Origin of the sequence: Streptosporangium sp. NPDC023825 (assembly GCF_040639575.1) — a bacterium.
GTDB lineage: Bacteria > Actinomycetota > Actinomycetes > Streptosporangiales > Streptosporangiaceae > Streptosporangium.
On sequence record NZ_JBFAAE010000002.1, the window covers coordinates 85,907 to 103,629 of the forward strand.

Sequence of the window (17,723 nt, forward strand, 5' to 3'; positions counted from 1 at the left end):
GGTCTGACCGGCACGCCCGCTCGTGATGGCTCCACGCCGTGGCACGCTCACGCCTCCGGAGCCTTCCATCCCTTGGCCTTGGCGATCTTCAGACCCTCCAGGGAGGGGCCGTTCGCCGAGGGGCCGTCGCCGGCCAGGCCGTCGGGCAGGCCCGCGAGCACCCGCGAGGCCTCCTTGAACGTGCAGAGCTTCTTCGGCCCCCGGGTCGGCGAGATCTCCTTGCCGTCCCTGAGGTCGTCGACGAGCTGCTTGGCCGAGGCCGGGGTCTGGTTGTCGAAGAACTCCCAGTTGACCATCATCACCGGGGCGAAGTCGCAGGCGGCGTTGCACTCCAGCCGCTCCAGCGAGACCTTGCCGTCGGGGGTCGTCTCGTCGTGACCGACGCCCGCGTGCTCGGACAGCTCTTCCCAGATCTGGTCGCCGCCCATGACCGCGCAGAGCGTGTTGATGCACACGCCCACGTGGTACTGGCCCATCGGCCTGCGCTTGTACATCGTGTAGAAGGTGGAGACGCCCACGACCTCGGCCTTGCTCAGGCCGAGCATCTCGGCGCAGAACTCGTGGCCGTCGTCGGAGACGTAGCCGTCCTCCGACTGCACCAGGTGCAGCAGGGGCAGCAGGGCCGACCGCGGCTTGGGATAGCGGCCGATGATCTCCTTGGCGTCGCGCTCCAGGCGCTCCCGCACCTCCGGCGCGTACCCCTTGCTCACGGTCGCGCTCACCTCCTCGCCGCCCGCGCGGGCGGCGTCCTCATCACGGTTCGAGGGCTCGCCGCCCAGGGCGGTGCTCGTCCCGAGGGCGCTCTCGCCCGTCAGGCCGGTACCCGTGCTCGCGTCGAGCCTCTCGTCCGCCGCGTTCGCCGACTGGCCGGCCGGGCCCTTGCTGGAGCTCATCGGTCGACACCTCCCATCACCGGGTCGATCGAGGCCACCGCCGAGATGACGTCGGCGACCGCCCCGCCCTCGCACGTCGCGGGCATGGCCTGCAGGTTCGTGAAGGACGGGTCGCGGAAGTGTACGCGGTAGGGACGGGTTCCGCCGTCGCTGACCACGTGGGCGCCGAGCTCGCCGCGGGGCGACTCGACCGAGGCGTACGCCTGCCCGGCCGGGACCCGGAAGCCCTCGGTCACCAGCTTGAAGTGGTGGATGAGCGCCTCCATGGAGCCGCTCATGATGTGCGCGATGTGGTCGGGCGAGTTGCCCAGGCCGTCGGGGCCGAGCGCGAGCTGCGCGGGCCAGCCGATCTTCTTGTCGTCGATCATCACGCGGTCGTTCTTGAGCGGCCCGGAGAGGCGGTCGAGCGCCTGCTCAATGATCTTGAGCGACTCCTCCATCTCGGCCACCCGCACCAGGTAACGGCCGTAGACGTCGGCGGTCTTCTCCGTCGGGACGTCGAACTCGTAGGTCTCGTAGCCGCAGTAGGGCTGCGACTTGCGCAGGTCCCACGGCAGGCCCGCGGCCCGCAGCATCGGACCGGTGACGCCCAGCGCCATGCAGCCGGTGAGGTCGAGGTAGGCGACGTCCTTGGTGCGGGCCAGGTAGACCGGGTTCGCGTCGAGCATCTTGCGCATGTCCTTGATGCGCCCCGGCATGACCTTGAGCAGCTCGCCGACCTTGTCGACGGCGCCGGCGGGCAGGTCGACCGAGACGCCTCCGGGCCGGACGTAGGCCATGTTCATCCGCAGGCCGGTGATGTACTCCATCACGTCGAGCACCATCTCGCGCTCGCGGGACCCGAAGAGGAACGGCGTGGTCGCGCCCAGCTCCATGCCGAAGGTGCCGATGGCCACCATGTGCGAGGAGATCCGGGTGAGCTCCATCATCATCACGCGGATGGCCTGGGCCCGCTCGGGGATCCGGTCGGTGATGCCCAGCAGCCGCTCGACGCCCATGCAGTAGGCGGTCTCGTTGAAGATCGGCGCCAGGTAGTCCATCCGGGTGACGAACGTCGTGCCCTGGGTCCACGTCCGGTACTCGAGGTTCTTCTCGATGCCGGTGTGCAGGTAGCCGATGACCGTGCGGGCCTCGGTGACCGTCTCGCCGTCGAGGTTCAGGACCAGGCGGAGCACGCCGTGCGTGGACGGGTGCTGGGGGCCCATGTTGATGACGAGCTGCTGGTCCTGCTGGCCGGAGAGGGTCTCGACCAGTTCCGTCCAGTCGTTGCCCGAGACGGTGTAGACCTTGCCCTCGGTGGCCTCGTCGTACGCGGTGTCGTACGGGCCCCCGACGGTCTCCTTCGTCTCCTGGTAGGGGACGCTCATGTGTAGGACCTCCTCTGGTCCGGCGCGGGGATCTCGGCGCCGCGGTACTCGACCGGGATGCCGCCGAGCGGGTAGTCCTTGCGCTGGGGGTGACCGTCCCAGTCGTCGGGCATCATGATGCGGGTCAGCGCCGGGTGCCCGTCGAAGACGATGCCGAAGAAGTCCCAGGTCTCGCGCTCGTGCCAGTCGTGCGTGGGGTAGACCGAGACCGTGGAGGGGATGTGCCGGTCGTCGTCGGGGCAGGAGACCTCGACGCGCAGGCGGCGGTTGTGCGTGATCGAGCACAGGTGGATCACCGCGTGCAGCTCCTGGCCCACCAGGTGGGGGTAGTGCACGCCGGAGACGCCGAGCGAGAGCTCGAAGCGCAGGGCGGGGTCGTCGCGCAGGATCCTGACCACGTCGAGCAGGCGCTCGCGCCTGACGTGGAAGGTCAGCTCGCCGCGGTCGACCACCACGCGCTCGACGGCGTCGCCGAGATCGCCGCCGAGGGCGCGCTCCAGCTCGTCGGCGATGGTGTCGAAGTAGCCGCCGTACGGGCGGGCGCTGGACAGCTCGGGCTTGCGCCGCACGACGAGGCGGCCGTAGCCGGAGGTGTCGCCGGTGCCCGAGGCGCCGAACATGCCCAGGTGGGCGATCGGCTCCTCCGGGACCTCGGGGAGGTTGTCAGCGGGTTCGCTCGTCATTTGGCGGTCCCCTGGTCGATCAGCGGCAGCGTCCGCAGGGCCTGCAGCTCGAGCTCGTCGATCTGCTTGGCGCGGTGCGCGCCGAACTTCGTGTTCTGGATCTTGTCGTGCAACTTGACGATCGCGTCGATGAGCATCTCGGGCCGCGGCGGGCAGCCGGGCAGGTAGATGTCGACGGGGACGACGTGGTCGACGCCCTGCACGATCGCGTAGTTGTTGAACATGCCGCCGCTGGAGGCGCAGACGCCCATCGCGATGACCCACTTGGGCTCGGCCATCTGGTCGTAGATCTGGCGCAGCACCGGGGCCATCTTCTGCGACAGCCGTCCCGCGACGATCATCAGGTCGGCCTGGCGCGGAGACGCCGAGGCGCGCTCCATGCCGAAGCGCGCCAGGTCGTGCTTGGGACCGCCGGTGGACATCAGCTCGATGGCACAACAGGCGAGACCGAACGTCGCCGGCCAGACGGAGTTCTTGCGCGCCCAGCCGGCGACCTGCTCGACCGTGCTGAGCATGAACCCGCTCGGAAGTTTCTCTTCAAGACCCATATCTAGTCCCAGTCCAGACCCTTGCGGCGCCACACGTACGCGTAGGCCACGAGCACGGTGACGATGAACAGCAGCATCTCGACCAATCCGAACAGCCCGAGCTGGTCGAACGCGACCGCCCACGGGTAGAGGAAGATGATCTCGATGTCGAACACGATGAACAGCATCGCGGTGATCATGTACTTCAGCGGGAAGCGACCTCCGCCCACGGGCTGGGGCGTCGGCTCGATACCGCATTCGTAGGCGTCGAGTTTCGCGCGGTTCCAGCGCTTGGGACCGGTGAAGGGGGCGATCGTCACCGAGAAGATCGCAAATCCCGCCGCGAGAACGGCGAGCACCAGGATGGGTGCGTACAACTCCATCGCTACGCCTCCTCTCCCATCTCCACGCGCGCCGGCGCGTAGCTCTGCGTTGTGGTGTATTTCGAAAGTCTAGGCAGGGCGATCATCGCCCCCGGTTCCAGGTGTCCGGCCCTCGTCGCTCTCATGCCGGTGGCGCCACCTTCGACAGGGCGTTGATGATGCGGTCGGACGCGTCACCCCGCCGGTCGGTGAGATTAGCAAGGAGCTTGAGCGCGAACCGCATCAGGTGGGGGTGCGGCAGCGCGTGACGCGTCGCGAAGTTCATCACGCCGCGGTGCCCGATCAGCTCCACGAACCCCCTGCCGAGGGTGAAGTAACCACCGTATGCGTCTTTCAACGTCTGAGGGTATGCGCGCAGCACGCGCTCCCGCTGCGCGGGGGTGACCCTGCCGAGCGCCTGGACGATCGTCTCGGCGGCGATGTGGCCGGTCTCCATCGCGTACGCGATGCCCTCGCCGTTGAACGGGTTGATCATCCCGCCGGCGTCGCCCACCAGCACCAGGCCCCGCGTGTAGTGCGGCTGGCGGTTGAAGGCCATCGGCAGCGCGGCGCCCCTGATGGGGGTCGTCATGTTCTCCTCGACGTAGCCCCACTCGGGGGGCATGCCCTTCACCCAGCGCTTGAGCAGGTCGCGGTAGTCCATGCCCTTGAAGGACTCGCTGGTGTTCAGCAGCCCCAGGCCCACGTTGGAGGTGCCGTCGCCGACGCCGAAGATCCAGCCGTAGCCGGGCAGCAGGGTGTCGCCGTCCCACAGCTCCAGCCAGGTCTCCAGGTAGTCGTCGTCGTGGCGGGGGCTCTCGAAGTACGTCCGCACCGCGACGCCCATCGGGCGGTCCTCGCGCTTGTGCAACCCCATCGCCAGGGAGATGCGGGTGGAGTTGCCGTCGGCGGCGACCACCAGCCGGGACCGGTAGGTGACCTCCTCGCCGTCCCGCTTGGCGACCACGCCGACGATGTGCCCGCTGCGGTCGTCGAGGACCGGGGCGGTGACGTTCACCCCCTGCAGCAGGCGGACGCCCGCCTTGACCGCGTTGGCGGCCAGGATCTCGTCGAAGTCCTGGCGGGTGCGCACCAGGCCGAAGTCGGGGAAGCTCGACAGCTCCGGCCAGTCGAGCTCGAAGCGCATCCCGCCGCCGACCACGCGCAGGCCCTTGTTGCGGACCCAGCCGGGGGCGTCGATGTCGATGCCCATCGCGATGAGCTGCTTGACCGCTCGGGGCGTCAGCCCGTCGCCGCAGACCTTCTCGCGGGGGAAGGTGGTCTTCTCGAGCAGCAGGACGTCGAGCCCGGCCTGCGCGAGGTGGAATGCGGTTGTCGAACCGGCGGGCCCGGCGCCGACGACGATGACGTCGGCGTCAGCCTCAGCGACTTTCCGCTGTGTGGCGGCTGGCACGGTCACGGGACCTGTCCTGTCCTACACGCTGTGGGGGCCTCGGGGTAAGGGGCCTTTCGTTCCTTTGTGAAGAGCTTCACAAACTTGTCGGGCCGAAGTCTAACGCCTTTGCGGGGCAAAGTGTCAGGCGGGTGTTGCCCTTGTCGCCAATCTTCCACGCGGGGCGCTACGCGGGCTTGTACGCGCGGTGCAGGGCCACGATTCCCAGGCTCAGGTTGCGCCAGGCGACCCGTTCCCAGCCCGCTCCCTGAATGATCCTCGCCAACCCCGCCTGGTCCGGCCAGGCCCTGATCGACTCCGCCAGATACTCGTAGGAGTCGTCGTTGGAACCGAAGAGCTTCGCGGCCCGCGGCATCAGCTTCATCAGGTACTGCGAGTATACGAGGTCGAAGGACCTGGGCGTCGGGTGCGAGAACTCCAGGATCACCAGCCGCGCGCCCGGCCTGGCCACCCGGTACATCTCGCGCAGCGCCCCGCCGGTGTCGTGCACGTTGCGCAGCGCCGTGGAGATCGTCACCGCGTCGAAGACGCCGTCGGCGAAGGGCAGCCGCAGCGCGTCGCCCGCGACGAAGCTGACGCCCCGCACCCCGCCGCCGGAGATGCCGGAGCCGCCCCTGCGCCTCACCCCGGTGCTCAGCATGCCGAGCGAGAAGTCGGAGGCGATGGCGCGGGCGCCCAGCGCGGTGAAGGTGTCGGTCGACGTGCCGGTGCCCGCGCCGAGGTCGAGGACCAGCTCACCGGGGCCCGCGTCGACGGCCGCGGCGGTGGCCTTGCGCCACAGCCGGACCTGGCCCAGGGAGATAACGTCGTTGACGAAGTCGTACCGCCTGGCCGTGCGATCGAACATCGCGGCGACCTCGTGCGGCTGCTTGTCCAGAGAAGCGCGCGTCATGACTCCCACCCTAGGCCCGCCCCGACAATCCACGGAAAGTAGTCATTCCATCACCCAGAGCATGCTAAAAATTGTCGAATGTTTGCCAGAGCCACTTACCTGCTGGTCGCGGCCCTGACCCTGGCGCCCGCCGGGATCGCCGCCGCCGGCACCACGAGGCACAGCGGGGTCGTCTCGGCCGATCCGGCCGGCACCACTCCCCACGTGCTCGACGGGATCGTCAACGCCATCGCGCTGGTGGGCAGCACGGTGGTGGTCGGCGGCTCGTTCGGCGAGGTGCGCGAGGCCGGGAGCGCGAGGGTGCTGCCCCGCGCCAACCTCTTCGCCTACGACCTGGCCACCGGCCGGATCCTGCCGGGCTTCGCGCCGCGCCTCGACCGACCGGTCCAGGCCCTGGCGGCGGGGGTCCGCGGCACCGTCTACGCGGGCGGGCGGTTCACGAGGACCGGCGGCGCGCGGACGCGGGGCCTGGCCCTGCTCCGGCTCTCCGACGGCTCCCCGCTGCCCCGGTTCGGCGCCCAGGTCCGCGGCGGCACGGTCACCGGCCTGGCCAGGCTCGGCCGCCACCTCTACGCGGGCGGCGACTTCACCCACGTCGGCCCCCTCGCCCGCACGGCACTGGCCAGGATCGACGCCGTCACCGGCGAGGCCGACCCGTCCTTCACGATCGAGCCGGGCGCGCCCAGGGGAGGCAGGACCAGGGTCCACGCGATCTCCCTCAGCCACGGCAGGCTCGCGGTCGGCGGCGACTTCACCACCCTCGGCGGCCTGCCGCGGGCCCAGCTCGGCCTGATCGCCGTCACCCCCCCGGCCGCCACCGTGCCGGACGCCCCGTCGCCGGGTCTCATCGCCTCACCCGCCGCGGTGGCGCCGTGGCGGACCGACGCCTACCGGGGCCGGTGCAGGGCCGACTTCCCCGGCTACGTGCGGGGCCTGGACTTCGCCCCCGACGGGAGTTACCTCGCCGTCGTCACGACCGGCGGGCCCGGGGGCCGGGACAGGATGTGCGACACCGCCGCCCGGTTCGAGACCGGCGCCCCGTCCGGGACCGGCGCGGTCCGCCCGACGTGGGTGAACCACACCGGGGGTGACTCGCTGTACGCGGTGGCGGCGACGGGGGCGGCCGTCTACGTCGGAGGGCACCAGCGCTGGCTGAACAATCCGGACGGCCACGACTCGGCGGGCCCCGGGGCGGTGGCGCGGCCGGGGATCGGCGCGATCCACCCGCGCACCGGCAGGGCCCTGGCGTGGAACCCGACACGGGACCGCGGAATCGGGATCAAGGCATTCCTCGCACACCCCGGCGGATTACTGGTTGGTAGTGACACAACTCGCCTTGGTCACGAGTACCATGCCCGAGTTGGCATGTTCCCGTTGCCGATCACTCCCGATTCTTAGTGATTCGCTCGCTCATCGCGTCTCTCTGCTTCGAGAGCAGGACGTAACTGGCCACACCGCTGATCAGGAATGCGGCGATCAGCAGGCCCAGGGGCTCGCGCAGGCCGAGGATATAGAGCACTCCCAGAGTCACGGCCAGCAGACCGGCCCGGGACGCGGTGTAAACGATGACGGGACGCACGGTGTCAAGGCTACGTCACCTCGCCCGCGCGGTCTCGATCGCGGTACCGCACGGGTAACTCTTCGCATCTACTGCGAGCGCTGCTAGTCTTCCCAAGAGATCTGTTTCGTAAAGAAACACCCACGAGAGTCCCAAAAAGGCTCTATCATATAACAATCGGGCAGGCAGTAGATAACAACCCGTGATCTTTGTTGAAAACCACGGATAAATCAGGCTTCGCTCGGCACACTGGTTACCTGTCCGCCCGCTGGCAGGAAGCGGGATGCGAGGGGGAGAGATTGTGGAGAGTAGCAGCGAGCGTCTGCTGACGCCCGGAGAGGTTGCCGCCCTCTTCCGGGTCGACCCAAAGACGGTTACACGCTGGGCCGCGGCAGGCCGCATCAGCAGCATCCGTACCCCCGGAGGGCACCGGCGTTTCCGCGAGTCGGAAGTGCACGCCCTTCTGCGTGGAGAGGACGTCTTGACGGCCGAACGGCCGGCAGGCGAGTCCCCGCGCGTCTGACGACTTAGGACGTCACACCATCGGTGATCCTGCGCGCCTTACCCGGAAGCCGCAGGGTCACCGTGGAGTCGTGTGAAGTACGACACGACACGGACGGTGACCTCCCCCGTCACCGGGCCACCCGCCCCGCCGGGCCCGCCCGGGCCCGCCGCCACGTTCCGCGTCCGGAACCGCCCGGCACGCTCCGGCCCCGATCTCCCCGACGCAGGCTCTCCCGCCCGGCCCAGGCCCCCGGCCCGGCCCCGCGGCCGGCCCAGGCCCCTGCCCGGCGTCGAAGCCCTTCAGGTCTCCTGCTCGGCCTTGAAGGCCAGGAACTCCCGCTCCAGCTCGTCGTTCTCCGCCAGCCACCGCCGCCGCCGCTCGGCCCACTCCTCCTCGGTGAGCGACTCGGCCAGCCAGCGGTCGTAGTCGGGATCCCCCGGAGAGACCTCCACGTAGGCATTGCCGATCAGACGCCCGTCATCGCCGGTCAGGGTCTGCGGCACGCGCAGGGTCCCGTCAGCGAGTCTGACGACGTACATCCAGATCACCTAGATTCCGTAGCGCCGGTTGAAGAACAACATGACGTTGAGCGCCATCCGCGTGTCGCCGCCCAGCATGTCGACCAGCGCGGGGCGCTGCCGGGAGACGATCGCGGCGAAGGCGTCGGCGAAGAACTCCCTGCGGCCCAGGTCGCCCGGCTGGAGATGGAAACCCGAGGCCAGCGCGGGGACGCACTGGGCGTAGAGGGCGGCGAACTCCGGGGAGTCGGAGACCCAGTCGCCGTGGGGGGCGTCCACGTCGTCCAGGGCGTGCCCGACCTCGTGCATCATCACGTCGGGGGTGGGCGAGGGCCGGTCTCCCACCACGATCTTGCGGTCGCCGTACGCGCCCGCGCACACGTCCCACGTCGCCCGGCCCGAGGGAAGCGGCGCGCCGCGCAGGTATCCCATGTCGTCCAGGTCCGGCACCCCGCCCGCGCCGACGTAGATGCCGTCGAGACCGTCGGCCAGCTTGTCCTTCAGCCCGTCGGGCAGCCTCGCCAGGCTCTCCACCGCCCGTACGACCTCGGGGGGCGGCGTCTCCCGCCGCGAGTCCCACTGGCGGTGCAGGATGCGCTCCAGGCGCCCGCAGTGGCGCAGGCCGTCGCCCAGGTCCGGGGTGTCGGGGGAGTTGGGCTGGGCCCGGGGACTCTCGTCGTCGAGCTCGAAGTCCTTCCAGGTGTACTGCGGCCGGTCGGCCACCGGGGCCGTGACCGTCCCGACCCTGCGCTCGGCCTCGCGGGGGACCTCACGCGGAGCCTCCCGCAGGGCACTCTCCGCACGCGTGGCCGGACCTCGCTGCCACCACCGCCGTCGATGGCGGCCCTTGTCGCCCGAATGTGCCATCGCACCCCCTGGGGAAGTGGCAACGGGTCCACGGTACGGGGTCGGACCCTTGCCAGTCATCCGTAACGCGGAGCCCGACCGCAGCAGGCCTCACGATGGCTTACAGTTCGGGCATGCCCCTGCTTGTCGGTCTGGCGATACTCGCCTTCTGGCTTTACTGCCTGTTCGACGTCATCACCACGCCGGACGAGGAGTCCAGGAACCTGCCCAAACTTCTCTGGGTGCTCATCGTGGTGCTGATGCCGATCGCCGGAGGAGCCTTCTGGCTGCTGCTCGGCCGGCCCACCGGCCCCAGGGCGCCCCGATCGCTCCTGGCCGAGGACAGGCCGCCGCGCGCCGAGGCCCCGAAGGGCCCCGACGACGACCCCGACTTCCTCAAGGACCTCGACCGCCGCCTGCGCGACGAAGACTAGAGACGGCGACCGGCCGGCCGGTGTGGCCGGTACGGCCGATCGACCGGGAATTCCGACCCGGAAACCCGGCGGGAATCCGGCGGGAAATCAGCGTGAACTCCGGCGTGGGAATTCGGCGGAAAATTCCAGCGTGAAAATTCGGCCCGAGGATATCTCGGCGTCGAGAATCAGTTCGGGGCCGGGAATCAGCCGGGAACCTCGGCGTAGGAGTGCAGTCCCCCGAGGAAAATGTTCACCCCGACCAGGTTGAACAGCAGGCAGGCGAAGGCGACGAGCTGCACGATCATGGCCGCCTTTCCCTTCCAGCCCGCGGTGGCCCTGGCGTGCAGGTACGCGGCGTAGGCGATCCAGGTGATGAACGCCCAGATCTCCTTGGGGTCCCAGCCCCAGTAGCGGCCCCACGCCTTGTCCGCCCAGAGCGCCCCGGCGATGACGGCGAAGGTCCAGATCGGGAAGCCGATCACGATGGCCCGGTGCGCGACCCGCTCCAGGTCCCGCCGGGACGGCAGCCGGACCGCGGTGTCCTTCCTGACCAGGTAGAGGATGCCGGAGACTCCGGCCACGATGAACAGCCCGCTGGCGACGATGGCCGCGGACACGTGGATCGCGACCCAGTACGAGTTCAGCGCGGGCACCACGGGGCCTGCCTGCACGTGCAGGTACCGTACGGCGAAACCGAGCCCCAGCGCGGCGGCGACCGTGACGAACGCGCCCAGGAAGCGGACCGGGTAGCGGAGCTGCATGAACAGGAACGCGCTCACCGCCGCGAAGCACATCGCGACCACGAACTCGTACATGTTGCCCCACGGCCACCGGTCCACGGCGAGGCCGCGGGTGAGGAGGGAGGTGAGGTTGGCGGCCCAGCCGAGCCAGCTCAGCCCGACGGCCACCGGTCCCGCCCACATCGCCCAGGCGGGCGGCGCCTTCTCCGCGGGGGCCCCCTCGGCGGGGGCGGGGTCGGCGCCCCCGCCGACGGTGACCGGAACGGGCTGTTTCGCGCGGGCCGAAGCCGCGGCGGACCGTCCGAAGGCCAGGTCGAGGGCGTAAGCGATCATTGCGGAGACGTAGAGCAGAACCGTCGCCAGGATGAGCTGGTCGCTCAACGTGGCGAGGCCGGCGTCGACCTCAGCGGACATCCTTCACTCCTGAATCGGGAACTCCCGGGTTCGAAACTCCCGGGTTCAAGGCGGAGACGATCTCGGCGAACTCCTCGCTGAAATCGCCGCCCTCGGTGCGCGTGAGGCCACCCGCCTCGACCTCGCGGTCCTCGTGGATCCGCACCCACACCCTGCGGCGGCGGACGGTCAGGGTCAGTACGAGACCGACGACGGCGAGGACCGAGGCCACGAGCGCGGGCATCCGGCCCGGGTCGTGGGTGATCTGCAGGGCGATCCACTCCCTGACGCCGGTGAACTCGATCGAGCCCGCGCCGTTCGGGAGGGTGAGTTTCTTGCCGACCGCCAGCGGGTCGGCCTTCATGACCAGCGGCTTCATCTTCTTCAGACTCGCCGGGTCGAGTTCGTAGACCGACTGCGGCCGGCCGTCCTTCAGGCCCAGGTCACCGGCGAAGGCGCCGTACACCTGGGCGGTGGGGTTGGCGGCGCCCGGGAAGACCGACACCCACTCGGCGCCCATCGGGACGGTCGTCGGCAGGAAGCCGACGAGGATGCCGAGCTGCTCGGGCTGCGCGTCCGGAACCTTGATCACGCACTCGGAGGTGAAGGTGGCGGGCTGGACGACCAGGCAGGGCACCGGCCCTTCGAAGGCGACCTGGCCCCTGCCGTCGGTGATCCTGAAGGTCGGCGCGTAGCCGTGGTCGATCAGGTAGCTCAGCGTGCCGTTGACGTCCAGCGGCTCGTTGACCTTCAGGACGTAGTCGCGCGGGGCGGCGCCCGGGGCGTCCTCGACCTTGAGCCTGGCCTCGTAGTCGAGGGCCTGCCCGGCCTTCTCGCCCTTGGCGATGTAGGTCGCCTGGAAGTCGTCGACGGTGAAGGAGAACGGCTCCAGCGACTCGGCGTTCACCTGGGGGCCGGGCATGTAGCGGTCGTAGGCGGCGACCGTGTTGGCGAACCCCTCGCCCTCCACGACCAGCACGTTGCCCCGGTAGCCGTACAGCGCCCCGGCCCCGACCGCGACCAGCAGGCCGAGCAGGGCCACGTGGAAGAGCAGGTTGCCGGTCTCGCGCAGGTAGCCCTTCTCCCCGGCGACCCAGCCGGGACCTGTGGTCACCCGGAACCGCCTGGCGCGCAACCTCGCGGCGGCCTCCTCGACGGTCAGGTCGGCCTCGAAGGAGGCGTGCTGCGGCAGCCTGCTCAGGTTGCGCGGCGCCGCGGGCGGCTTCCTGCGCAGCTCCCTCAGGTGGGTCGCGGTGCGGGGCAGCACGCAGCCGATCAGGGACACGAACAGCAGAAGGTAGATCGCGGCGAACCAGGGCGCCCGGAACACGTCGAACAGCCAGAACCTGTCCAGCCACTCGGCCAGCCGGGGACTGTCGTCGAAGTACTGGGCGACCTTGGCGTCGGAGACGCCGCGCTGCGGCCAGATCGAGCCGGGAATGGAGCCCAGGGCGAACAGGAACAGCAGGATCAGCGCGGTCCGCATCGAGGTGAGCGTCCGCCAGAACCAGCGCGCCCACCCCACGACCCCGAAGCCCGTGGGCCGCCGCGTCTCGCTCACCGCTCGCTCTCCCGTCCTCGGGTCGACGGACACCATCAGATCACCGGCTCGAATCCGCCGACCCAGCCCTGCGTCATCGCGACGAGCTGCTCCCACAGCCCGGTGACGAGCAGCACGCCGACGACGACCAGCATGACGCCGCCCGCCCGCGTGATCAGCTGCGAGTGCCGGCGCACCGCCTTGAACGTCCTCAGCGCCCTGCTGTACGCCAGCCCGGCCACCACGAACGGCAGGCCGAGGCCGAGCGCGTACGCGAAGGCGAGGATCGCGCCGCGACCGGCGCTGCCCTCGTTCAGGCCGAGGGTGAGCACGACCCCGAGGGTGGGGCCGATGCAGGGGGTCCAGCCCAGGCCGAACACCAGGCCGAGCAGGGGTGCCCCGGCCAGGCCGGCGGCCGGGAGCCGGTGGATGCGGAAATCGCGCTGCAGACCCGGGACGACCCCCATGAAGGCCAGGCCGAGCACGATCGTGAGGGCGCCCAGCACCCGCGTGATGATCGCGGCGTTGCCGAACAGGGCCTGGCCGAGACCGCCGAAGAGCGCCCCCCCGGCCACGAACACGGTGGCGAAGCCCAGGACGAACAGCACGGTGCCCGCGACCATGCGCCCCCGCCTGGGGTCGGCGCTCATGCCGGTCACGTACGACAGGTAGCCGGGGACCAGCGGCAGCACGCACGGCGACAAAAACGACACCAGCCCGGCCGCGACCGCGATCGGCAGCGCCAGCGCCAGCGAGCCGCTCGCGACGGTGCCCACGAGGTCGGCGCTCATCGCGGGCCCGGCCGTCGCCAGGGGCCGTTATCCCTCATCGCGGACCTTGGTCACGGCGGCGAGGAGGTCGCTGTACTTGACCGCGCCCAGGGCCCTGGCGGCGATCCGGCCCTGGCGGTCGATGATCAGGGTGGAGGGGATGGCGGCGGGCGGGACCGTGCCCTGGAAGGAGAGCGCGACCTTGCCCGGCTGGTCGAAGATGCTCGGGTAACCGGACCGGTGGCTGCGTTCGAACGCGAGCGCGTCGGCCTTGCGGTCCTTGAAGTCGATGCCGAGGAACTCCACGCCGTCGGCCTTCGTCTTGGCGGAGATGTCCTTGAGCACCGGCGCCTCGGCCCGGCAGGGCGCGCACCAGGAGGCCCAGAAGTTGAGCACCACGATCTTGCCCTTGTGGGCCGCGAGGGTCGCGGTGCCCCCGTCGAGGGTCTCCCCCTCCACCTTCGGGGCGACCTTGCGGTCCGCGGCCTGGAACAGGGTGATCTTTCCGTCACCGGCCACGAAGCGGGTGTCGCCGGTCTGCGGCTGCGATCCCTGGGTTCCGGCGCATCCGGCCACGGCGACGAGCAGCGCGGCGGCGGCGAAGGATTGTGCGCGCATGGGTGACGGAGGCTCCCTGTACTACAACCGGTAGAGCAATCACTGTACCGGCGAGGTCAGGCGCCCGGCACAGTGGGGCGTTTGACGAGCGCCGCCGCGGGCTCGCTGTATCCGACGCCGATCAGGCGGTTTCCCTCGAAGGAGAAGCTCGTGAGGCTGGCGAGGCCGCACTGCCTGCGGCGCGGATCGTGCGGCAGGCGCCTGCCCTCGGCGGCGAGCCGGATGGTCCAGATCGGGAGCTGGTGGCTGACCATGATCGCTTCATGGCCGCGTGCCACGTCGCGGGCGGTCTCGATCGCGGCCCTCATCCGGCTGACCAGATGGGTGTAGCGCTCCCCCCAGGAGGGGCGGAGCGGGTTCCACAGGTAGCGGTAGAAGCGCGGGTTGCGGAAGAGACCGTCGCCCCTGCCGAGGGAGAGGCCCTCGAAGATGTTCTCGGCCTCGATGAGCCGCTCGTCGACCGTGACGTCCAGGCCGAAGGTCGCGGCGAGCGGCACCGCCGTCTCCTGGGCACGCTCCAGCGGCGAGGAGAACAGCGCGGTGACATCCCGTCCGGCGACCGTCTTGGCCACCGTCTCGGCCATCTGCCGTCCGTTGTCGGAGAGGTGGTAGTCGGGAAGCCTGCCGTACAGGATGTTGGCGGGATTGTGCACCTCACCGTGGCGCAGGAGGTGGACGACGGTGGTCTCAAGCATGGTGCCGCCAGCCTACCGACAAGTACGGGTTGGTGGCCGGGCAGGTGGGCCACCCGGGCCGGATGGGGCAGGATAGGGTCACCGCGTGAGCCCCCTCGCGCTCGCCCTCGTCCTCTCCTCCGCCGTCGCCCACGCCTGCTGGAACCTGATGAGCAAGCAGGCGGCCGAGGCCGACGGCGTCGTCTTCGTCTGGATGGTGGCCGCCGCCTCCACGCTGGTCTGGACGCCGGTCACGGTGGGTTACCTCCTCCTCGGCGGCACCGGTCCCTCCTGGGCCGACCTCGGGGTGATCGCCGCGAGCACCACTCTGCACCTGGGCTACTTCATGCTGCTGCAGCGCGGCTACCGGCACGGCGATCTGTCGATGGTCTACCCGATCGCCCGCGGTACCGGGCCGCTGCTGGCCAGCCTGGTCGCCGTCCTGTTCCTGGGCGAGCGGCCGGGCCCCGCCGGCATCGCCGGGATCCTGATGGTCGGGGTGGGCGTGCTCCTGCTCGGCGCGGCGCGCGGGCCCGGCCGCAAGGACCTGAGCGGGATCGGGTTCGGGCTGGCCACCGGGCTGTTCATCGCGGCGTACACCGTCTGGGACAAGCAGGTCGTCAGCGCCTTCGCGGTCGCGCCGATCCTGCTCAACTACGGCGGCGACCTCGGCCGTGCCCTGGTCCTGACCTCGCCGGTGCTCGGCTCCCGCCGCAGGGGCCTGGTCCTGCCCGTCTGGCGGGAGCACCGGGCACGGGTGCTGGGCGCGGCGGTGCTGATGCCGCTCTCCTACCTCCTGGCGCTGACCGCGTACACGTTCTCGCCGATCAGCGCGGTGGCCCCGGTACGGGAGGTCAGCGTGCTCGTGGCGGTGGTGCTCGGCGGCCGGCTGCTGGCCGAGGGCGACCTGACCCGGCGGCTGCCGGCGGCCTGCGTCATCGTCGGCGGCGTGGTGACGATCGCCCTCGGCTAGGGCCGTGAGCGCCCCGGAGCCCGGAAACCGCCGGAGCCGTCATCCGGAAAGGCGGGGGCCATCCGGGGAGGCCATCGTCGGGACCGTCACCGGGACCGCCACGGGCTCGGCGGGCCGCGCGGGCTCGGACACGGGGCCGCGGAAGTCGGCGGAGACGGCCTTCAGCGCCTCGACAGCGGCCCGGATGGCCGGGCGGCGGGCGGCGTCGCTCCGCCAGAGCGCGTAGATCCTGCGCGTCGGGCGCGACCGGATCGGGACGACCCGCACGCCCTGCGGGACGAAGTCGCGGCCCAGCCGGGGAATGATGGCGCATCCATGCTCCGCCGCGACGAGGGCCATCTGGGTCGGATACTCGTCCGTCATGCAGGTGATGTCCGGCTCCAGCTCGGCCGAGCGCAGCGTGTGGACCAGCCAGTCGTGGCAGACCGTGCCGGGTGAGGAGCTGATCCACTGCTCCCCGGACAGCTCGGCGAGCTCGATCTCGGGACGATCCGCCAGCGGGTGGGACGCGGGCAGGATCGCGTCGGCGATGTCGTCGAAGAGCGTGGCCCGGGACAGCCCCTCGGGGATCGCCACCGGGCGGTTCATCCAGTCCTGGATCACCGCGAGGTCGAGCTCGCCCCTGGCCACCTCACGAATCTGCCGCTCCGGCTCACGTTCCATCAGCTGGAGGCGAAGGTCGGGGTGGCGCGTGCGCAGCAGGGCGAGCGCGGCGGGCATCAGGCCCCGGGCCGCCGTGGGGAAGGCGCCGATGCTCAGCCGCCCCACGACCTCGCCGCGCAGCGCCTCGAAGTCGGCCTCCGCCGTCTCGACCAGCGCGAGGATGCGCTCGGCGTGGTCGGCGAGCAGCCCGGCCGCGTCGGTCAGCCGCACGCCGCGCCCGTTGCGCTCCAGCAGGGTCGCTCCGGTTTCCCGCTCCAACTTGGCCAGTTGCTGGGAGACCGCGGAGGGGGTCACCATGAGCGCCTCGGCCGCGGCGCCCACGGAGCCGTAGACGGAGACCGCGTGCAGGGCCTTGAGCCGGTTGAGATCCAACATGTAAGCAACCCTAAACGAGACGAGCAAGAAAGTCTCACTTGTGCTGAAATATCGTTAGAAACGACGATTGATGGATGCGTACCCGGCACTTTCTCCTCGCCGTCGCCCTCACCGCCCTCTGGGGCTTCAACTTCGTGGTCATGGAAGTGGGACTCCGGTCCTTTCCCCCGCTGCTCTACGTGGCGCTGCGCTTCCTCCTGGCTGCCTTCCCCGCCGTACTGCTCGTCGGCGGCCCCGGGGTGCCCTGGCGAAAGGTGCTCGTGGCCGGGGCGACCCTCGGCATCGGCCAGTACGCCCTGCTGTTGACGGGCATGCGGGCGGGCATGCCCGCCGGGCTGACCTCCCTCGTCGTCCAGGTCCAGGCCGTCTTCACCGCCGTCCTGGCGGTCGCCCTGCTGAGGGAACGGCTCACCCGGCGGCGGATCACCGGCATGGCGGTCGCGTTCGCCGGCCTGGCGCTGATCGCCGCCGACCTGGGCACCGGCGGCCCCATCGGCGCGTTCCTGCTGGTCGTCGGCGCGGCGTTCTTCTGGAGCGCGGGCAACATCGCGGTCAGGGACGCCGCGCCGCCCGACTCGTTCCGCTTCATGGTCTGGGTCTGCGGGGTCGCCGCCATCCCCATGACGGCCCTGTCCCTGCTGGTCGAGGGGATTCCCCGGCTGGAGTTCTCGGTGGAGGGCGGCCTGTCGGTGCTCTACGTGTCACTGGTCGCCACCCTCGGCGGCTTCGGCATCTGGGGCTTCCTGCTCCAGCGCTACGACGCCTCGGTGGTCGCCCCGACGGCCCTGCTCGTCCCGGTCTTCGGCATGTCCTCGGCCGCCCTGTTCACCGGGGAGCCGATCTCCCCCGCCGAACTCGCCGCCGCCGCCCTGATCATCTCCGGCGTCCTCTACGCGAGCACCCGCGCCCGGCCTCTTCCCTCCTCGGCGTCCGCTCCTTCCGTTCAGGCCGAAACGGGAGAGAATAGAACGAGGGCAACGGAGATGATCTGAATGA

General features: G+C 70.4%; 21 protein-coding genes. 5 read left to right on the forward strand and 16 right to left on the reverse strand.

All coding sequences use genetic code 11. The annotated features are described in order from the left end of the window. Positions 1 to 47: 47 nt before the first annotated feature. The 7 genes from nuoE to AB0G15_RS02160 all read right to left on the reverse strand — a co-directional run bounded on the left by nuoE (position 48) and on the right by AB0G15_RS02160 (position 6,138). Complete coding sequence (gene nuoE / locus AB0G15_RS02130) at positions 48 to 710, reverse strand: NADH-quinone oxidoreductase subunit NuoE (RefSeq protein WP_362834828.1); 663 nt, start codon at positions 708 to 710, stop codon at positions 48 to 50. Between the two features lie 179 nt (positions 711 to 889). After that, positions 890 to 2,260: an NADH-quinone oxidoreductase subunit D gene (locus tag AB0G15_RS02135; RefSeq protein ID WP_362690191.1), complete on the reverse strand. Its 1,371-nt coding sequence runs from the start codon at positions 2,258 to 2,260 to the stop codon at positions 890 to 892. Continuing rightward, positions 2,257 to 2,943, reverse strand: coding sequence for an NADH-quinone oxidoreductase subunit C (locus AB0G15_RS02140; RefSeq protein WP_362834608.1), 687 nt, complete (start codon positions 2,941 to 2,943; stop codon positions 2,257 to 2,259). Before AB0G15_RS02140 ends, AB0G15_RS02135 begins: the two co-directional genes overlap by 4 nt. Then, complete coding sequence (locus tag AB0G15_RS02145) at positions 2,940 to 3,491, reverse strand: NADH-quinone oxidoreductase subunit B (protein ID WP_030916695.1); 552 nt, start codon at positions 3,489 to 3,491, stop codon at positions 2,940 to 2,942. The genes AB0G15_RS02140 and AB0G15_RS02145 overlap by 4 nt, the downstream gene beginning before the upstream one ends. Positions 3,492 to 3,493: 2 nt before the next feature. After that, positions 3,494 to 3,853, reverse strand: coding sequence for an NADH-quinone oxidoreductase subunit A (locus AB0G15_RS02150; RefSeq protein ID WP_362690185.1), 360 nt, complete (start codon positions 3,851 to 3,853; stop codon positions 3,494 to 3,496). 121 nt (positions 3,854 to 3,974) lie between these two features. Then, positions 3,975 to 5,252 (reverse strand): geranylgeranyl reductase family protein, encoded by a 1,278-nt coding sequence (locus AB0G15_RS02155; protein ID WP_362690182.1) that lies wholly within the window; start codon positions 5,250 to 5,252, stop codon positions 3,975 to 3,977. Positions 5,253 to 5,412: 160 nt separating this feature from the next. After that, positions 5,413 to 6,138, reverse strand: coding sequence for a demethylmenaquinone methyltransferase (locus tag AB0G15_RS02160; RefSeq protein ID WP_362690179.1), 726 nt, complete (start codon positions 6,136 to 6,138; stop codon positions 5,413 to 5,415). Between the two features lie 78 nt (positions 6,139 to 6,216). On the opposite strand from AB0G15_RS02160, the gene AB0G15_RS02165 reads away from it, so the two are divergent. Next, positions 6,217 to 7,536: a hypothetical protein gene (locus AB0G15_RS02165; protein WP_362834610.1), complete on the forward strand. Its 1,320-nt coding sequence runs from the start codon at positions 6,217 to 6,219 to the stop codon at positions 7,534 to 7,536. On the opposite strand, the gene AB0G15_RS02170 is transcribed toward AB0G15_RS02165, so the two are convergent. Continuing rightward, entirely contained in the window at positions 7,520 to 7,717 is a 198-nt protein-coding gene (locus tag AB0G15_RS02170; protein ID WP_362834612.1) for a DUF4229 domain-containing protein, read from the reverse strand. The genes AB0G15_RS02165 and AB0G15_RS02170 overlap by 17 nt on opposite strands. Before the next feature lie 262 nt (positions 7,718 to 7,979). Between AB0G15_RS02170 and AB0G15_RS02175 the strand changes: the two genes are divergently transcribed. Further along, the gene (locus tag AB0G15_RS02175) at positions 7,980 to 8,219 is read left to right on the forward strand and encodes a BldC family transcriptional regulator (protein WP_012887349.1); all 240 of its coding nucleotides are present in this window, start codon (positions 7,980 to 7,982) and stop codon (positions 8,217 to 8,219) included. A 281-nt stretch (positions 8,220 to 8,500) separates the two neighbouring features. Here AB0G15_RS02175 and AB0G15_RS02180 read toward each other — a convergent pair whose 3' ends face one another. Further along, positions 8,501 to 8,740: a hypothetical protein gene (locus tag AB0G15_RS02180; protein ID WP_362834614.1), complete on the reverse strand. Its 240-nt coding sequence runs from the start codon at positions 8,738 to 8,740 to the stop codon at positions 8,501 to 8,503. Positions 8,741 to 8,749: 9 nt separating this feature from the next. After that, positions 8,750 to 9,586 carry a hypothetical protein gene (locus AB0G15_RS02185; protein WP_362690170.1) on the reverse strand — a complete coding sequence of 279 codons (837 nt, stop codon included), beginning with the start codon at positions 9,584 to 9,586 and terminating at the stop codon, positions 8,750 to 8,752. A 113-nt stretch (positions 9,587 to 9,699) separates the two neighbouring features. Between AB0G15_RS02185 and AB0G15_RS02190 the strand changes: the two genes are divergently transcribed. Continuing rightward, a complete protein-coding gene (locus AB0G15_RS02190; RefSeq protein ID WP_362690167.1) occupies positions 9,700 to 9,999 on the forward strand; it encodes a PLD nuclease N-terminal domain-containing protein in 300 nt (99 codons plus the stop codon). 185 nt (positions 10,000 to 10,184) lie between these two features. Here AB0G15_RS02190 and ccsA read toward each other — a convergent pair whose 3' ends face one another. The 5 genes from ccsA to AB0G15_RS02215 are packed head-to-tail and all read right to left on the reverse strand — an operon-like array spanning position 10,185 to position 14,737. Beyond that, a complete protein-coding gene (gene ccsA, locus AB0G15_RS02195) occupies positions 10,185 to 11,135 on the reverse strand; it encodes a cytochrome c biogenesis protein CcsA (protein WP_362834616.1) in 951 nt (316 codons plus the stop codon). After that, positions 11,125 to 12,675 (reverse strand): cytochrome c biogenesis protein ResB, encoded by a 1,551-nt coding sequence (locus AB0G15_RS02200; RefSeq protein ID WP_362834618.1) that lies wholly within the window; start codon positions 12,673 to 12,675, stop codon positions 11,125 to 11,127. The genes ccsA and AB0G15_RS02200 overlap by 11 nt, the downstream gene beginning before the upstream one ends. Before the next feature lie 35 nt (positions 12,676 to 12,710). Then, on the reverse strand, positions 12,711 to 13,445 hold the full coding sequence (locus tag AB0G15_RS02205; RefSeq protein WP_362690157.1) for a cytochrome c biogenesis protein CcdA: 735 nt from the start codon (positions 13,443 to 13,445) through the stop codon (positions 12,711 to 12,713). A 27-nt stretch (positions 13,446 to 13,472) separates the two neighbouring features. Continuing rightward, a complete protein-coding gene (locus AB0G15_RS02210) occupies positions 13,473 to 14,042 on the reverse strand; it encodes a TlpA disulfide reductase family protein (RefSeq protein ID WP_362834620.1) in 570 nt (189 codons plus the stop codon). A gap of 56 nt (positions 14,043 to 14,098) precedes the next feature. After that, positions 14,099 to 14,737 (reverse strand): histidine phosphatase family protein, encoded by a 639-nt coding sequence (locus AB0G15_RS02215; protein ID WP_362834622.1) that lies wholly within the window; start codon positions 14,735 to 14,737, stop codon positions 14,099 to 14,101. A gap of 85 nt (positions 14,738 to 14,822) precedes the next feature. Here AB0G15_RS02215 and AB0G15_RS02220 point away from each other — a divergent pair, with 85 nt between their 5' ends. Continuing rightward, complete coding sequence (locus tag AB0G15_RS02220) at positions 14,823 to 15,689, forward strand: DMT family transporter (protein ID WP_362834624.1); 867 nt, start codon at positions 14,823 to 14,825, stop codon at positions 15,687 to 15,689. Positions 15,690 to 15,728: 39 nt separating this feature from the next. Here AB0G15_RS02220 and AB0G15_RS02225 read toward each other — a convergent pair whose 3' ends face one another. Next, positions 15,729 to 16,727 carry a LysR family transcriptional regulator gene (locus tag AB0G15_RS02225; RefSeq protein WP_362834626.1) on the reverse strand — a complete coding sequence of 333 codons (999 nt, stop codon included), beginning with the start codon at positions 16,725 to 16,727 and terminating at the stop codon, positions 15,729 to 15,731. A 74-nt stretch (positions 16,728 to 16,801) separates the two neighbouring features. Here AB0G15_RS02225 and AB0G15_RS02230 point away from each other — a divergent pair, with 74 nt between their 5' ends. Continuing rightward, positions 16,802 to 17,719: an EamA family transporter gene (locus tag AB0G15_RS02230; protein ID WP_362834628.1), complete on the forward strand. Its 918-nt coding sequence runs from the start codon at positions 16,802 to 16,804 to the stop codon at positions 17,717 to 17,719. Positions 17,720 to 17,723: the final 4 nt, after the last annotated feature.

Excerpts from the sequence above, each read along its gene's own strand:
- AB0G15_RS02145 (WP_030916695.1), bottom strand. The coding sequence starts at position 3,491 with ATGGGTCTTGAAGAGAAACTTCCGAGCGGGTTCATGCTCAGCACGGTC.
- AB0G15_RS02190 (WP_362690167.1), top strand. The coding sequence starts at position 9,700 with ATGCCCCTGCTTGTCGGTCTGGCGATACTCGCCTTCTGGCTTTACTGC.
- AB0G15_RS02180 (WP_362834614.1), bottom strand. The coding sequence starts at position 8,740 with ATGTACGTCGTCAGACTCGCTGACGGGACCCTGCGCGTGCCGCAGACC.
- AB0G15_RS02205 (WP_362690157.1), bottom strand. The coding sequence starts at position 13,445 with ATGAGCGCCGACCTCGTGGGCACCGTCGCGAGCGGCTCGCTGGCGCTG.
- AB0G15_RS02165 (WP_362834610.1), top strand. The coding sequence starts at position 6,217 with ATGTTTGCCAGAGCCACTTACCTGCTGGTCGCGGCCCTGACCCTGGCG.
- AB0G15_RS02215 (WP_362834622.1), bottom strand. The coding sequence starts at position 14,737 with ATGCTTGAGACCACCGTCGTCCACCTCCTGCGCCACGGTGAGGTGCAC.
- ccsA (WP_362834616.1), bottom strand. The coding sequence starts at position 11,135 with ATGTCCGCTGAGGTCGACGCCGGCCTCGCCACGTTGAGCGACCAGCTC.
- AB0G15_RS02150 (WP_362690185.1), bottom strand. The coding sequence starts at position 3,853 with ATGGAGTTGTACGCACCCATCCTGGTGCTCGCCGTTCTCGCGGCGGGA.
- AB0G15_RS02225 (WP_362834626.1), bottom strand. The coding sequence starts at position 16,727 with ATGTTGGATCTCAACCGGCTCAAGGCCCTGCACGCGGTCTCCGTCTAC.
- AB0G15_RS02135 (WP_362690191.1), bottom strand. The coding sequence starts at position 2,260 with ATGAGCGTCCCCTACCAGGAGACGAAGGAGACCGTCGGGGGCCCGTAC.
- AB0G15_RS02175 (WP_012887349.1), top strand. The coding sequence starts at position 7,980 with ATGCGAGGGGGAGAGATTGTGGAGAGTAGCAGCGAGCGTCTGCTGACG.
- AB0G15_RS02140 (WP_362834608.1), bottom strand. The coding sequence starts at position 2,943 with ATGACGAGCGAACCCGCTGACAACCTCCCCGAGGTCCCGGAGGAGCCG.
- AB0G15_RS02210 (WP_362834620.1), bottom strand. The coding sequence starts at position 14,042 with ATGCGCGCACAATCCTTCGCCGCCGCCGCGCTGCTCGTCGCCGTGGCC.
- AB0G15_RS02185 (WP_362690170.1), bottom strand. The coding sequence starts at position 9,586 with ATGGCACATTCGGGCGACAAGGGCCGCCATCGACGGCGGTGGTGGCAG.
- AB0G15_RS02160 (WP_362690179.1), bottom strand. The coding sequence starts at position 6,138 with ATGACGCGCGCTTCTCTGGACAAGCAGCCGCACGAGGTCGCCGCGATG.
- AB0G15_RS02230 (WP_362834628.1), top strand. The coding sequence starts at position 16,802 with ATGCGTACCCGGCACTTTCTCCTCGCCGTCGCCCTCACCGCCCTCTGG.